Source organism: Leptolyngbya sp. GB1-A1 (assembly GCF_039962475.1).
Lineage (GTDB): Bacteria > Cyanobacteriota > Cyanobacteriia > Elainellales > Elainellaceae > Leptolyngbya_A.
Genome location: NZ_JAMPLI010000002.1, coordinates 204,599 through 219,705, shown reverse-complemented (window position 1 = coordinate 219,705; position 15,107 = coordinate 204,599). Strand labels below are relative to the sequence as shown.

At 52.5% G+C, this 15,107-nt stretch carries 9 protein-coding genes and 1 pseudogene; 5 read left to right on the top strand and 5 right to left on the bottom strand.

Going from position 1 to position 15,107, the window contains the following annotated elements:
* Nucleotides 1-5 precede the first annotated feature (5 nt).
* Both NDI45_RS02935 and NDI45_RS02930 read left to right on the top strand, forming a co-directional pair.
* Nucleotides 6-2,546 carry an HAD-IC family P-type ATPase gene (locus NDI45_RS02935; protein WP_348246192.1) on the top strand — a complete coding sequence of 847 codons (2,541 nt, stop codon included), beginning with the start codon at nt 6-8 and terminating at the stop codon, nt 2,544-2,546.
* Nucleotides 2,547-2,777: 231 nt separating this feature from the next.
* On the top strand, nt 2,778-3,191 hold the full coding sequence (locus tag NDI45_RS02930) for a response regulator (RefSeq protein ID WP_190792244.1): 414 nt from the start codon (nt 2,778-2,780) through the stop codon (nt 3,189-3,191).
* A gap of 62 nt (nt 3,192-3,253) precedes the next feature.
* Here the strand turns inward: NDI45_RS02930 and NDI45_RS02925 are convergent, their stop codons facing one another.
* Complete coding sequence (locus NDI45_RS02925) at nt 3,254-5,368, bottom strand: helix-turn-helix domain-containing protein (RefSeq protein ID WP_348246190.1); 2,115 nt, start codon at nt 5,366-5,368, stop codon at nt 3,254-3,256.
* A 267-nt stretch (nt 5,369-5,635) separates the two neighbouring features.
* Here NDI45_RS02925 and NDI45_RS02920 point away from each other — a divergent pair, with 267 nt between their 5' ends.
* The gene (locus tag NDI45_RS02920) at nt 5,636-5,872 is read left to right on the top strand and encodes a hypothetical protein (RefSeq protein ID WP_348246188.1); all 237 of its coding nucleotides are present in this window, start codon (nt 5,636-5,638) and stop codon (nt 5,870-5,872) included.
* Here the strand turns inward: NDI45_RS02920 and NDI45_RS02915 are convergent.
* Nucleotides 5,847-10,127, bottom strand: a complete 4,281-nt coding sequence (locus NDI45_RS02915; RefSeq protein ID WP_348246186.1) for a PAS domain S-box protein — start codon at nt 10,125-10,127, stop codon at nt 5,847-5,849. The two genes, NDI45_RS02920 and NDI45_RS02915, sit on opposite strands and share 26 nt — an antisense overlap.
* A 697-nt stretch (nt 10,128-10,824) precedes the next feature.
* On the opposite strand from NDI45_RS02915, the gene NDI45_RS02910 reads away from it, so the two are divergent.
* Nucleotides 10,825-11,277 (top strand): DUF2141 domain-containing protein, encoded by a 453-nt coding sequence (locus NDI45_RS02910; RefSeq protein WP_348246184.1) that lies wholly within the window; start codon nt 10,825-10,827, stop codon nt 11,275-11,277.
* A gap of 104 nt (nt 11,278-11,381) precedes the next feature.
* Here the strand turns inward: NDI45_RS02910 and NDI45_RS02905 are convergent, their stop codons facing one another.
* Both NDI45_RS02905 and NDI45_RS02900 read right to left on the bottom strand, forming a co-directional pair.
* Nucleotides 11,382-12,074 (bottom strand): hypothetical protein, encoded by a 693-nt coding sequence (locus NDI45_RS02905; protein ID WP_190789704.1) that lies wholly within the window; start codon nt 12,072-12,074, stop codon nt 11,382-11,384.
* Nucleotides 12,075-12,268: 194 nt separating this feature from the next.
* Nucleotides 12,269-13,090: a hypothetical protein gene (locus NDI45_RS02900; protein WP_348246182.1), complete on the bottom strand. Its 822-nt coding sequence runs from the start codon at nt 13,088-13,090 to the stop codon at nt 12,269-12,271.
* A 334-nt stretch (nt 13,091-13,424) separates the two neighbouring features.
* On the opposite strand from NDI45_RS02900, the gene NDI45_RS02895 reads away from it, so the two are divergent.
* Nucleotides 13,425-14,465: a hypothetical protein gene (locus NDI45_RS02895; protein WP_348246180.1), complete on the top strand. Its 1,041-nt coding sequence runs from the start codon at nt 13,425-13,427 to the stop codon at nt 14,463-14,465.
* Between the two features lie 23 nt (nt 14,466-14,488).
* Here NDI45_RS02895 and clpP read toward each other — a convergent pair.
* Nucleotides 14,489-15,106, bottom strand: a pseudogene (clpP, locus tag NDI45_RS02890) (ATP-dependent Clp endopeptidase proteolytic subunit ClpP); the annotation flags it as partial.
* Nucleotide 15,107: the final 1 nt, after the last annotated feature.

Genomic DNA, 15,107 nt, shown 5'->3' with positions numbered 1-15,107 from the left:
CCAACATGACCGCCCTCCCCGATCGCCCTACTCCTGATTCTGAACCATCGCTCCAGGGTTTAACGCAGCAAGAAGTCATTGCCCGACGGGCTGCGGGACAGGGTAATGTTGCGCCGCTGAAAACGAGCCGCTCCTATAGTCAGATTCTTCGCGAGAACTTGTTTACGGTAATTAATTTCATTTTCTTTGCGATCAGCCTGGTGATGTTTCTGCTGCAGCGGGTAGGGGATGGAATTTTGGTGGTGGTGGTGATTTTTGGTGGGGTGCTGGTGAGTATTTATCAGGAAATTTGGGCGAAGCAGCAGCTCGATCGCATTGCGCTGTTAAACCGTCCACAGGCAACGGTGATTCGGGAAGGGCAGGAAGCGGAGATTGATCCGAGTGAGATTGTGCTGGGGGATATTTTGATTGCGCGTCCAGGCGATCAGTTGGTAGTGGATGGGGCGATCGTCGGTACGGGACGCATGGAAGTCGATGAATCGCTGCTGACAGGCGAATCGGATCTGATTCCTAAACAGAAGAATGCTCTCGTATATTCGGGCAGCTTTTGTGTGAGTGGCACTGCCTGCTACGAGGCGCAAAAAGTGGGGAGCGAGACGCTGGCTTATCGGCTAATGGCAGAGGCGCGGGCATTTCGGCGACGGTTTACGCCGCTTCAGGTGGAAATCAATGTGGTGATCCGCGTGTTTATGCTGATCGCCTGCTTTTTGTGGGTGCTGGTGGGCATTAGCTTTCTCAGCAGCCGCTATTCGCTAAATGAGATTGTGCAGCGGTTTGCGGTGATTGCCGGACTCGTGCCTGCCGGACTGCTGCTAGCAATCACGCTGGCGTATGGGTTGGGCGCGGTGCGAATGGTCGGGCAGGATGTGCTGATCCAGCAGGCGAATGCGGTGGAATCCCTTAGTAATGTGGATACGCTGTGTCTGGACAAGACTGGAACGCTGACCACGAATCAGATCCAGCTTGAGGAGGTTTACCTGGTGGCTTCATCGTTGGGTGAAGGGATCAGTGCTGCTCAGGGTCCCGAAGGGGGGATTGCTCCGCCAAATAAAGCCGAGCCAGATAAAGCGGAAATTGTGGCACAGCTTGCCGACTATGCTGCCAGTGTCACCGCTGGAAACCGCACCAGTGAGGCGATCGCCCTGGCATATCCCGGCAAAACCCGATCGCTGAAAGCCGAATTGCCCTTTTCGTCTGCCCGTAAGTGGAGTGCGATCGCGTTGGATGATGAGATGCGCCGGGGAATTTACGTGCTGGGTGCGCCAGAGGCACTGTCTCGCTATCTGACGTTGACAGGTGAAATGCTGGACTTTATTCAGTCGGGAGCAGAGCAGGGGTTGCGGGTGGTGCTGTTTGCCTATCATCCTGACCCGACGCTGCTGAGTGCGGATGTGGCTGAGCTGCCGATCGGGTTACAGCCTTTGGCTCTGCTGCGGTTTAGCGATCGGCTGCGTCCAGAAGCGTATGAAACGCTGGAAGGATTTGCCCGTGCCGGGATCGAAGTGAAGATCATTTCGGGAGACAATCCGCACACGGTGGCAGCCCTGGCAAAACAGGCGGGTTTACGCGAAATTCGATCGGTGTCGGGCGCGCAGCTTGCAGAATTAGATGAGGCGCAGTTTGCCCAGGCAGCCCGAGAAGGCACGGTGTTTGGCCGCGTTACGCCAGAACAAAAGGCGTTGCTGGTGAAGCATCTGCGGCAATCGGGGCGCTATGTGGCCATGATCGGGGACGGGGTGAACGATGTGCTGTCACTGAAGCAAGCAGATCTGGCGATCGCGATGGAAAGCGGCAGTAAAGCGACTCGCGGCGTTGCAGATATTGTGCTGCTGAAAGATTCGTTTGGGGCGTTGCCCCGTGCCTTTCGGGAAGGACAATGTATTCGTAACGGCATTCAAGATGTGCTGAAACTGTTTCTGGTTCGTACGTTTTGCGTCACGCTGCTGATTTTTGCAACGGCGATCGTCACCGAAAGCTTTCCGCTGCAAAACAAGCAAAGTGCGATCGTGGCTTTAATCGGTGTAGGGTTTCCCACTATGTTTCTGCCAATCTGGGCAAAGCCGGGACTGCTGCCGCGCCGGAGTATGGTGCGATCGATGCTGCATTTTGTGATTCCTTCGACGCTGACGCTCACCCTGGTATCGCTGCTAGTCTATCTCTTTTATCTGGTGGTTGCGGTGCTGAATCTGCCGCCTGGATCGGACTTAACCCAGGTGAACTATGCAATTCCGCGCAGTGCCCTGGTCACAATTTTGATTATGGGTCAACTGCTGCTGCTGCCTTTTCTGAAGCCGCCTAACCGTGCCTGGGTCGGAGGAGAACCACTGAGCCGCGACTGGCGATATTCGATCGTGTCAGGGGTGCTGCTGATAGGATACTTCCTGATCGTGTCAATCCCATCGCTGAGCCGCTTTTTTGAGCTTTATCCGCTGGGGGCAGTCAACTATTTGTTTATTGGGCTGGTGGCGATCGAGTGGTGTTTTATTTTGCGATCGATCTGGCGCAGTCGATTTTTCGATCGATTCCTGGGGATTGATTTGAGCTGAAAAAGAATTTGAGCCAGAAGAAGGATTTGAGCTAGCAAGATAAGGGGATCAAGCGATCCCACGACTTCCCTTCGCGAATCTATCGTAAAGTGATGAGTCAATCATCCCAATGGCAGAAACTAAGGAAATTTGGATTGATTAAACTGAACCCATTCAAAACTGCTTAACGGGTATCAAAAGTTCGTCAAGATACTTAATTAAGTTTCAAAGTTCTTTTGGCAGAGTGGGTTTATGGTGAGGATTGCAATTGTTGATGACAACGAGGGCTGGTGCTTTGCGCTAGAAATTGCGCTGCGTCGGCGGGGCTATGAGACACAGGCGTTTTGTGATCCCTGGCAGTTTCTTCAGTGTGCCGATCAGTTTGATGTGGCGATCGTAGACTTTTGCATTCCTGCGCCACGATATCAGCTTGAGTTAGATGGGATATCGCTGATTCGGCAGGTCAAAGAAAAGTTTGTTCATTCCCCGCTGCTGCTGCTGATTTCCTCTTATTTTCCAGATGATGCTGGCGAAACGCTTGGGGCGTTATGTGAAGAGGCGGATCGGATAATGCCTCGTCCCTCCGGGATTGATCAATTGCTGGACCCGGTTGAAAAACTGCTTGCCCAGCGGTCGGCTTCTCGCTCTCGTTCCTCGGTGGCTTAGAGCTTCTGCGGCTTAACTCCCTTGCAGCTTGAAGCCTTTGCAGCTTAAAGGCTTTTGCCACGCTACAAATGCAGCAGCTTTCTCAGGCGCGACTCTAGCTCAGGCGTAATCACTCGATCGCCCCGCTCCAGCTTGCCGATGTAGTCTGCGCTGAGGTCAAGAAATCCGCCTAGCTCCTTCCGGCTCCAGCCCAGTTGCTCTCTAGCAATCCGCACTTGATCGCCCGTCAATTCTTCTACAGGGGGCAGTTCAAGCAGTTTGGGCTTGCGGGGTTCTTTCATTTTGCCCAGCAGTTCCGGGATCGGGTGAGGCGGTTTGATCGTGAGCTTGGCTTGCAGCAGGCGATCGATCACTTTCACTTTGCGCCAGTCGTCGGGTTTGGGGGCAGTGCTGCCGGGTTGCAGCCAGTCGGGATAGGTAGCGGGATCGTATTCAATTTGCCAGCCCAGGCTAAGCAATAGTTTAATGGCGCGGTTCCAGCGGTTTTTGAGGTCGCGTGCCCGGTGTTTGTCCTGCAAAGCTTTTTCAATTTCGGTGCGAGGCAACACTTCTTCCAGCAAGCTGACCACGCGATAGTCGTAGGGATTTTGATTATGTACCCGAATCCGCGCATCCAGCGTTAATTGAATTGCCAATCGCAACGCCATCTCGTGATGATAGGGGTCGATTTTCAGAATATCTTTTGCCAGGTAGCCAAACTGATGCAGGGCTTCTTTGGCTCGGCTACCAGCACGGTTCAGAAAATGCTTGGTCCACAGTCCCGGGCTGACCGTGATATACACTTCGTCCGGCTTCTCAATCTTGCCGCTCACCCAGTCAAACTGACCGTGCAAATCGATCAAGACATCCCACATACGACCGATCGGCGTACTAGCATCGATCGGTCGTTTGCCCCGTCCCTCGATCCACACCGATTTCACCAGCAAACAGGACAGTGCGTAGGCAGTCGTCGCTACGGCATTGCGCTTATCGGGCAGGCTAGTGCTGTGGTTGCGATCCCAGCCCAACAGATGAATCATATCGCTGGCTTTCAGCGTAAAGGTGCTCTTCCACGGCTCATCTTCTTCCATGGTGCGGGCGGCAAAAATAAGCTGAAGCTTGACGGTATCAAAACCGAATTTGTTGATAATTTGCTCGGCAGCTTCCCAGGGCAGCAATGCAATATCACCAGGATTAGTAATGTAATGTTCAATGTAGTTATTCGGATTGGTTTTGCTGCGGTAGCGAAAGACAGCAAGCCGCTCAGCGTTTTCTTCCCAGAGGTCGGGGCGCAACTGAGCACGAATGCTGCTGGCGATCGGGATCGCGGTTGGAATCACCGAAATCGGGTCAAGGGTCAAACGGGTGCTGGTGATTAAAACGGGCTTTTGCCGCAGACCCAGCAGCTTATCCATTTCCTGGAGCGAACAGTTGGGCAGATTGAATCCCTGAAGAATCTTTTTAGTAATCTCCTGACAGTAAATTTGTCCGAGTAAGCTAATGCGCTCTTGCAAAAGCGGCGGACATTCTAAAAGCTGCGTTTGAATTTGTGCAACAAGCTGAGCCTGATCGGTCACGTTTTGTTCTACAAACTTATCTAGATTTTCGGCAATCCAGATCATCAAATTTGTGCCGATCGTCTTTGAAAAATCCTCCCAAAAGCCTGCATAGTTAAAAAACTCATCCAGTGAACTTTTCAGATAAGCATGAATCTTTTCCCGATTCAGATTTAGCTCAATTTTCTTTTCTCCGGTTTTGCGCTGCGTGATTCGCTTAAAGTGGGGCAGACTGCTATCGATCGCGTCGATTCCCTGCGTTTGAACTGTCACCTCAACTTTGTGCTGATACACCCGCAAAAGCTGCTGAAATAAATGCTCTGTGACTAAATCCGGCAGCGAAGATCGATCGCGCAAAATCATGATTAACTGATTCAGCGTCTCGACCGTTAACACCTCCTGCGTTAGACTTGCCCAATCAATCCCTGAGCGAACTTTGGGTAAAAGTGGCTCAATCGCGATCGCTGCTGTGCCCAGGGCGATTGGCGTAGCCTTGACTGAGACTGGTGCATCTTCAGGTAAAGTCTCTTCAGGCAGACTCTGCCGGAAAGCCAGGGGTGGCTCGTCCAAAACCGTCATCTCCGGCTCGAAGATGTACAGATTTTCCCCAAACGGGCTGACTTCTGCAAAATTTTGTGCCATGTCGATCGCCTCGCACTCTTCCAAAGGGAAAATCGCCCTGTTCTGCCTCTGAATACCTTACCGCAAGCTTCGAGCGATGAAACAAGAGTGGAACTCGATCGCGTCTGTGTCTAGCGCGTCTATGTTTAGCGTCGAGAACCGCAAGAGTCTATCGCAAGATAGCTGAATTTCACCCTGGGACTGCAACTACACTAGAGCGCAACACGAGAATACAACCTGAAACACAACTGTTGTAGAGCGTGATTATTTCAAGGGAGAACAGTGAGTATGACGGTCAACGAATCAAGAAACGTGACTGAGCAAGTTGCTGAGGAAGATTGGTTTAGCCGGGGCAGAGCGGATGCGCTTATGGGATATTCCAAACAACCGCCTGAAACCGACCCAGAGCAGTCAAGCCTGTATGACCTGGGCTACGGGGAAGGCAGTATTCAGCACTCGCTTGCCCAGAGGACGCTGGAGTCAGAAGATTCAGAATCCATTACTTCCGGCGATTCACCAAATTAGTCACTACCGTAATCAATCGGGCAGGCTCGATCGGCTTTGAAATATGAACGTCGAATCCGGCGTTGATTGCCTGCACCCGGTCTTCCTCGCGGGCAAAGGCAGTAATTGCGGCGGCGGGAATTTGTCCGCCTCGATCGCTCGATCGCTGCCGCACCTGTCGAATTAGCGCGTAGCCATCCTCGGTAGGCATTCCAATATCGCTGAGCAGAATGTCGGGCTGCGATCGATCCAGTTTTTCCAGTGCCTCCTGAGCAGATGCTGCCGTCAGCACCCGTACGCCATATTGCTCCAGAATGGTCATCAGCAGCTCGCGCACATCTGCCTCGTCATCCACCACTAAAGCACAGATGCCCTCTAAATTTGCAGCAGCGGGAATAATGCTTGGAGGCGCATCTTCGGGATTGGTCAACTGGGTGGGCAGCAGCGGCAGATACACCGTGAATGTCGCTCCCTTTCCTTCGCCATCGCTCTCTGCCTGAATAAAGCCGCCGTGCAGCTCGACCAGATTGCGAACGATCGCCAGTCCCAGCCCTAAACCCCCTTGCATTCGGGTGGTTGCACTTTCTGCCTGCCGGAAGCGATCGAATACCTGAGGCAGAAATTCTGCGCTGATGCCTCTCCCCGTATCGATGACCTGAACCTGAGCATAAGCAACATCAGGCATAAGGGTGGGCAGCTCAGAAGCGTTGTGCTGCGAGCCAGCCTGGAACTGCGCCTGCGTGACGATCGACAGCCGAGCCGTGACCCGACCAGCATTAGGCGTAAATTTAATGCCGTTAGAAAGCAAATTCCAGATTACCTGCTGAAGCCGATCGGGGTCGCCAGAAACTTTGACCGGGGAACGGACATCCATCTGCAAATTGAGCGCGATCGATTTGGTGTCTGCAGTGGGGCGGACGGTGTCGATCGCCGCTTCGATCACCTGCACCAGGTTCACCGGACGAGTATAAAGCCGCACTTTGCCGCGAATAATCCGCGAGATGTCGAGCAAATCTTCGATGAGTTGGGTTTGCGCCTGAGCATTGCGCTCGATCGCTTCCAGTGCCTTACGAGTCGTGGTTGCGTCCATTTCGCGTGTTACCAGCAGGCGCGACCAGCCCAGCATTGCACTCAGGGGCGATCGCAGCTCGTGGGAAACGATCGCGAGGAATTCATCTTTCGTACGGCTGGCGGCTTCTGCCTGTTTGCGGGCTGCCTGTTCTCGCGCCAAAATTTGGGCACGTTCCGATTCGATTCGCTTGCGTTCGGTCAGATCCAGCACATAGCCCACGCCTTCCCCATTGCCGATCATCGCGCCGCCAATTTCTACCCAGATGCGGCTGCCGTCTTTGCGAATAAACTCTTTCTCAAACGGGGTACAGGTTCCGAGCGTTCTGATTTCTGCGGCTCCGGTCTGCATCCGATCGAAATATTCGGGCGGGGTAAGTTCTGCCCAGCGCAGTTCTCCCTGTTCCAGGTCTTCGCGGCTGTAGCCTGTAATTTGCAAAAATGCTTGATTTGCGTCGGTAATAGCTCCTTCAAGCGACCCAAAAAATACGCCAATCAAATTGGAATCAATCACGCTTCGCAGGCGAACTTCACTGGCTTTCAGGGCTTTCTCTGCCTGCACTCGCTCGGTGACATCCAGCAGCAATCCATCCCAAATAATGACACCATCGGTTCGCCGTTCGGATTTTGCCCGACCCTGCACCCACTTCAGCTTGCCCGAAGGGGTAATAATGCGCCACTGACAAGACCACTCACGGTTTTGCTCAACGGCATTGGCAAGCGACTGCCGGAACGCCTCCAAGTCATCAGGATGAATTACACTCCAGGTTAGAGCTGTATTTTGCAGCAGAATATCGGCTTCCACCTCATAGAGATCGACACAGGCAGAGCTGATGTAGTTAAACCGATCGCTACTGTCTGGGTGCATCCAGTACTGATAAATCACGCCCGGAACGTTCTCTGCCAGTCGAGAAAAGCGTGTTTCGGACTGACGCAGGGCGGCTTCGGCTTTCTGACGTTCGCGCTGGGCAGCATCCTGCTCGGTGATATCCTGAATAATCACCATGCCGGCAGTAATGTCGCCCCGATCGTTCTTCACAGGTACTCCATTCACCAGATAAAGGCGATTGCCATACCAGACTTCTTCCAGCGAGGAAACTCCTTGTAGCGCGTTGCGATAGAGCGGCTCAAGCTGGTCGAAGGCTTCCGGCGGCATCACGTCCTGCATCAGCTGATTTTCCAGGTCTTTGCTGCTAAAACCTGCTTGCTCAATCGCAGATCCCTCTGCCAGGGTGTAGCGCAAATCGCGATCGAACATCAGCACCGCCCCGTTAGGCAAATTTCTCAGCACCGTGCGAGATAGCTCCTCACTGCGACGCAGGGCAGCTTCAGTTCGCTTCAGGTCGGTAATATCTCGCGTCACCCCCAGCACCGTCTCAACGGCATGATTCACGTCAAATTCTGGCACAAATCGAGCCTGATAATAGCGATCTTCCCCAGTCGGGGCAGACAGCTCAAACTCGATCGTCTGTTCCTTTCCGGTTTCAAAGGCGCGCCCGATCGCCGAGCGCCAGAGCTGAGCTTCTTTGCTAGAAAACCCTAACTCCAGATAATCTTTGCCGATAAAGTCTTCCGACTGAATTCCGGTAACGCGGGTGATCGCAGGATTGATATAAACGTGGCGCAGTTCAGCATTCAGGCGAGAAACGATATCCGGCGAGTTTTCCACCAGTGCCTTAAACTCCTGCTTACGGCGAAATAGCTCGTCTTCAGCTTCTTTGCGATCGGTAATATTGCGCCAAGTTGCAGCAATGCCATCGCCTAGCTTAACTGCACGGAGCTCAAAGGCGCGCCGCAGGTATTTGCCATTGTAGTAGTCGGCATAAACGAGCGAATCTTTGACCAGGGGTTCTCCCGTTTCCACCACATGACAATACCTGTCAAACAAGCCCGACGCTTTGTAATTGGGCAACAGCTCACATAAGCCTCTGCCAATTTGCTCTTCTTTCGTCATCTGGTTATTGTCACAGGCAGCGGGGTTCACATACTCCGTCCTGAAGTCCACAATCTGTCCTGACTCGTCCCGAATCGTCGAGTAAATGGCAAAACAGTCGAGCATATTCTCAACCGAGGTACGAAACCGCTCTTCGCTCTGCTGAAGCTGCTGGTTGGCTTCCGTAAGCGAGTAGTTGAGCTGCACCAACTGTTCTGCCAGCAATGCTCTTGCCTGACTTTCTCGGGTTCGTACCCGTTCTACTGCCAGTGCCACCTGCGCCGCTGCCCGCTCGGTCATTGCGGTTCCCACAAAGAGGCTCACCGCACACTGCACCAGCAAACTGAACTTGTGAATATTAAAAACGCCCATCAAAACGGGAAAGCTGGGCAACAGAATTACATTGGGATAGACCACCAGATAGGCAAGCAGCGTCAGGATGACACACAGGCTGGCGATCGTCATGCCACCCGTTGCACCGAACCGCGCCGCTGCCCAGAGAATCGGCACAAAGCTTAGCAGCGAGAAAAGCTGAAATGAATAGTCCGCGTGTTGACTTTCGAGCACGGTCAGCACTGCTGTAGTTGCACAGGTAAGCAGCAAAAACAGCAGCTCTGTCCAGGGGGCAGCGCGCACAATTTGAGACAAGGAAAACGGAACAGGATCATCGGAAGCAAACAGCTTGGACTCCAGCATAAAACTGGACTTCGCCAGCCAGCCCGATCGATACAAAACAGGCGTAATGAGCAGCAGTGCCGTAGGAACGATCGCCATCGTCCCGATCGCATTGCCCAACCACCATTTGCCAATAACGCCTGCAAGTTCATCCCCCGGAATGCGCCCCAGCCCCACCAGCACCGTTGAGCTAACGATCGCCGAAGCAGCGCAGGCAATCACCGGGGCACTCACCAGAAACGCAACCACATTCCGTAGACCCCTGAGAAACAGTGACCCCTGAAAAAACTGGCGATAAAGACACCAGGCAAGCAGAGGCTCGATCGCATCAATGAGTCCAACCAGCCGATACCAGCCTTCACTGCCCCACAGCGGAGCCATGACGACTGAAGTCAGCCCGGCCAAGATTGCCCCGATCGGCCCCAGCCACAGCGTCAGAACGATCGCTACCCCAGACGGCGGAAACCAAAGCGACACCGCAGGCTGTACCCGAAAAAGCAGTGCTGTTCCATGCGCCAGGAACAACAGCAGAAATGCAAAAGGTAAAGCAATCCACCAGCGCTTGGAGGTGAGAAACGGAACGCGAGACAGAGATGGCACAAAAGTAACCAACAGAATTGAGAATTTAAGGGCAAGTATAGCTGCAAATCGCCTGAGCCAGTCGCGTTAGCCCAGCCAATGCAAAGCGTTTGATTGAGATTTAATTGAAAAAAGTAAAAAAGCTTTATTTAGAGCAATAAAAACCGAATGCGTTACGGCGGATGTGTCGCGGCGAGCGCAAGAAATTGATTAATGGAAAATCAATCGGGAATCAGTAGGGAATCAAAAGTTTGTATCACTTCAGTATCACCCTCTGAAGTCGGCTTCGAGTATCCCTCCTAAGGGAGATTCGTGGAGGTTTGAATTTATGCAATCCCTCTCAAGAAACAAATCTCCGGTAAATTCTCGCTGTAACGCTCGCCAGCAATCTTCTGTTACAGAAAATGCTCCCTCTTGGGAGCGAAACCCTAGTCCCGCCTTGCTCCACTGGGAATAGATAGTGATGTGAATCAACAGTGAATAGATAACGATGCACGAATCCACTGCTGGGTCAGGAAAGACGATCGCAAAAAAATTGCCATCTGTTCCTACCCTCAACAACAATAAGAAGCGGTATCCCCTCTGTGACCCTGCGCTTGATAGACATCCTTTCGCACCGGATGGTGTAATGCCACTGCTGGTAGATGATTAGTGGATGATTAATAGTAAGAGCGCAGATGATTCAGTGGGGATTTAAGTCCTTATGATTGGAGCTGCTATGACCTTTCGTTTCAAAACTTGTGCTGCTTTGCTCACTGCGCTAAGTCTGTTTTTTCCCGCTGCCCACGCTGCGCCGACTAGCCAATTAACGGTAAATATCGATGGACTGAGAAATCGCCAGGGACAGGTCTGCCTCAATCTGTTTGCCGACGATGATGGGTTTCCTACAGAAGGCGATCGAGCCATCCAGCAGCAGTGTGTGGCATTAACAGGACAGCCCATTCGAGTGAACTTTAGCGGCTTGTCCCCAGGAACCTACGCGGTTGCGGTACTGCACGATTCCAACAGCGATGGACAGGCAAATCAAAACTTTTTGGGGATTCCAATCGAAGGCTTTGGATTTTCGGGCAATCCAACGATTCGCCTGGGTCCACCCAGCTTTAACGAAACGGCAGTAAGCGTCTCTGGCCCCGCAACAGCGATCGAAATAGAGATGCGCTATCTGCTTTAGAGCATTTTTTAGAGCATTCGTGAATTAGATAGGAATGTAGGTAGGAATTAAGCAGGAATCAGCAGTGAATCAGACGGAGATAAGCTACTCGTAATCCCATCTCCTCATCCCACCATCTCCCCATTTCCCATCCACTCACCCACCCATTCCTCCCGCTCTCCCTGCCGCACCTGATGCCCACAAACTCCGTTTGAGTCCCATTGCAGTTCGGCAATCAAATACACACTACAGCCAATGACAATGCCCGTCGTTAAGGGCTGCCAGGATGCCACATAGGGCAGAATCCCGATCGCGACTAGATGCAGCAACGCCGCCAGAAAAAACGCCCGTGAGCGCATTCCGATCGCCGTAATTAAATAGCCGATCGTGCTGAGGCTCAGCCAGAACGCGCAGATATGAGTGAGTACAGGAAGCCAGCTCAAAAGAATGCTCAGATCAGTGACAATCGCACCAAGCAGCATCAACCCCGCCCAGGCAAATAGGACGATCGCCAGCCGTCGTTCTGCGGTGAGATACCAGGTCAGGTAAATCATGCCCGCGATGCCCACCAGCGTGACACCAGAAGCAAAGATTGCCTGCGTAATCCAGCTTACGGGCAGGAATTGAGCAATCACAAAAATACTACCCGAAAGCAAGCTCCACAGCAGGCACGCTTGGTCGTGTTTTGTATAAAAAGAAGAATGAATTGTGAACTCGCCAATCTGCCAATGAATTCGCAGCAATCCAGGAGCAGGAGCGATTTCAAGTGCCGATTTCTTCTTAGAAATAACAGGTATATCAGGATTGAAAAAGTTCATGGCTAACAGAATCTGCGAACTAAAAAGAAGCCAATGGTTTGTTACCATCAGCTTCTCTCAGCCCTTCTGATTTAGAATCTGTCAGCAGAGCAACGTCAAGTTATTCGAGGATCTACCTATAGAAACAATTGAAATAAATTCACCCAATCCTTCATACCAAGCAGGCAGATAGAAGATAAGCGTAGACAATACAGCTAATCGGCAGAAAGCTCTTGCGCAGCTCTGGGTTCTAAACTGGCGGTTTCCAGGTCAACGGGTTCGGCTACACTTGCAGTCATTTCGGAGGGTGCGATCGTTTCTTTTAAAGCATTGCTTTGGGTCGGCTCTTCTACGGCTCGCTTTGAGAAACCCCAGGCAAAGATCAGCGCAATTATCGGTACCATCAGCCATTCAGGCGGCACAAAAGACGGATTAACTACCCGCACTAGCAACCTTAAGCCCACCAACGCCACCGTCACAAAGCCAGCATCCTCCAGATGCTCATAGACTTTTAACCAGCGAATAAACAGCCCCGCCATAAAGCGAAGGGCAACAATTCCAATTAATCCACCCGTTAACACTAGCCAGAGATTCTGGGAAACGGCGATCGCTGTCGTGACGCTGTCCAGCGAAAATGCCAGGTCAGTGAGGGCAATCATGGGGATCGCCTGCCACAGGGACTCAAAACGGGGACGGTGAACGGAATGCGTTTCACCAGAGGCCTCATCGTCTCCTGCCGAGAAGAAATGCTGATACACCAACCACAGCAAATAGCCTGCGCCCAGCAGCTCAAATTGCCAGTAGCGAATCACCCAGGTTGCTGTCAGGATCAAAATCACCCTTAAGCCAAAGGCTGCGACTAAGCCAAAATTTAGAGCGCGTTGCTGAAGCCGCTGTCCGTTTAACCCCTGAGCAATAGCTGCCAGGGCGATCGCATTATCGGCAGATAAAACTGCCTCCAGCGCGATCAAAACCGGAAGGAGAATAAGCGTATCACTCCCAAAGTTGGGGGATTGATCAAGCAGTTGGTCTAGCATTAATTGGCAACAAGCAAGAGAAGAACAAGGCGATCGGCGAAGCGCAAAATCTGTATTGAAGACAATTGCCCTTCAAGCCTATCTTAAACTATCGTCTTTCCCCAGCTTAGCTTGCTTCCTCCTACTCAGGAGACGAACGCTTCGCCTCTACCGCGATTGCCTCTATCGCGATTAGTTGTGGCAAAATGCAAATTTTGAAAGGTAAGCTATACTAGCTTTCCATCGATCGCAATTCTAATCCCCGCACTACTCAATTACTTCCAAAGCACTTGCTGCCTGCCACTGGGCATTCCTCACAATTTCCAGACTTTGCCGCGTCACCGCTATTACCGCTATGTCTTTATCGCTGCCTGCGCTGATTACCCAACTTCATACCACTTACCCGGCTGCTAGCCTAATATCCGAACTGCTAGCGGTCGAGTCAAATCGATTTGTGGTACGTGCCCTGATTCAAATCGGTTCGGTGACGTTAGCGACGGGGCTAGCTGCCGCTGCCGAGGTAGAAGCCGCAGAAGATCGGGCGAAATGTCGGGCGATCGAAACCCTGCTGCCGTCTGCGGTCAACGCTTCAATCCCTTCCCCGGCCATCTCTGCGGTTGAGCCTACCGCCGCTCCCTCGCCCGGTCGAGCTGCCAATCTTTCTGAAAGAACTGGTTCTCCTGCAATTTCACCCCTGCCTTCGCTTACCAGCACTGTTTCCAGTCCGATCGCCCCGAAGCCAGAACTGCTCCGCACCGCCGCTTCCCCGATCGCAGACCTATCGCCTCAAACAAATTCGCCTCAAACAGACTCGTCAGGCAGCACCGATTCCTCAGATGCCCTGACGGATTGGGATGATCCTCTGCGATCTTCTCCCAGCTCAAATCTTGATCTCGATTTTGACCTGAACAACCTGTTGCAGGACAGCCCCCCGCCAGAGGCTCTCCCCGATGCTCCGATCGAGGAAACTTTCCAACCTGCCGCAGCCGATCTTTTTGCAGCCGTCAATTCCGATCTGACGACTCCGCTCGATCCACCAGTCAGCCTGGCTGACTTAAATCTGACGAAATTAACGCTGCCCAACACCGATCCGTCTGAAGCCGCAGCCTCTGCTGGAGCAGCAAAATCAGCCCGACGCAAAGGCACAGCTTCCACAATCACTCCCCCCGAACCAGAGCCTCTTCCGATCGCTCCCCCTGTGGAAATCGATCGCTCTGGGGAAATTGCTCGCATCGGAGTCGAGATGAAACGGCTGGGCTGGGACACCAAAAAAGGACGCGACCATTTGCAGAAAACTTACGGCAAACGATCGCGTCAGGAATTAAATGATGATGAGCTGATGGATTTCTTGCAATACCTGGAAACGCAGCCTTCCTCGGCGCAGATGCCTTTCTAGCTAATTTGCCGAATCAGTGTGAGCTAGACCTGGCTTGCAACCGCTATCGGACGACCCCCGATCGCCTTTCGATCGATCACCTGATCAATCAAGCCATAGTCAGCCGCTTCCTTCGCAGACATATAAAAGTCGCGCTCGGTGTCTTGCTCGATTCGCTCAAGCGGTTGTCCGGTGTGGTCAGATAGGCACTCATTCAAACGCCGCTTCAGGTAAAGGATCTCTTTTGCCTGAATCTCAATATCTGTTGCCTGACCCTGTGCGCCACCCAGCGGCTGGTGAATCATAATCCGCGAATGGGGCAAGCTCATCCGTTTGCCTTTTGCACCCGCACTCAGCAGAAACGCACCCATGCTGGCAGCCAGACCGACGCAAATGGTAGATACGTCAGGGCGGATGTGGTTCATTGTGTCATAAATGCCCAGTCCTGCCATCACCGAGCCACCGGGGGAATTAATGTAAAGATAGATATCCTTCTCGGGGTCTTCGGCTTCCAGAAACAGCATTTGCGCCACGATCAGGTTTGCCAGATCAGAGTCGATCGGCTGTCCCAGAAAGATAATGCGTTCGCGCAGCAGTCGGGAATAGATGTCAAAGGCGCGTTCGCCGCGACCAGACTGTTCGATAACGGTAGGAATCATGCTT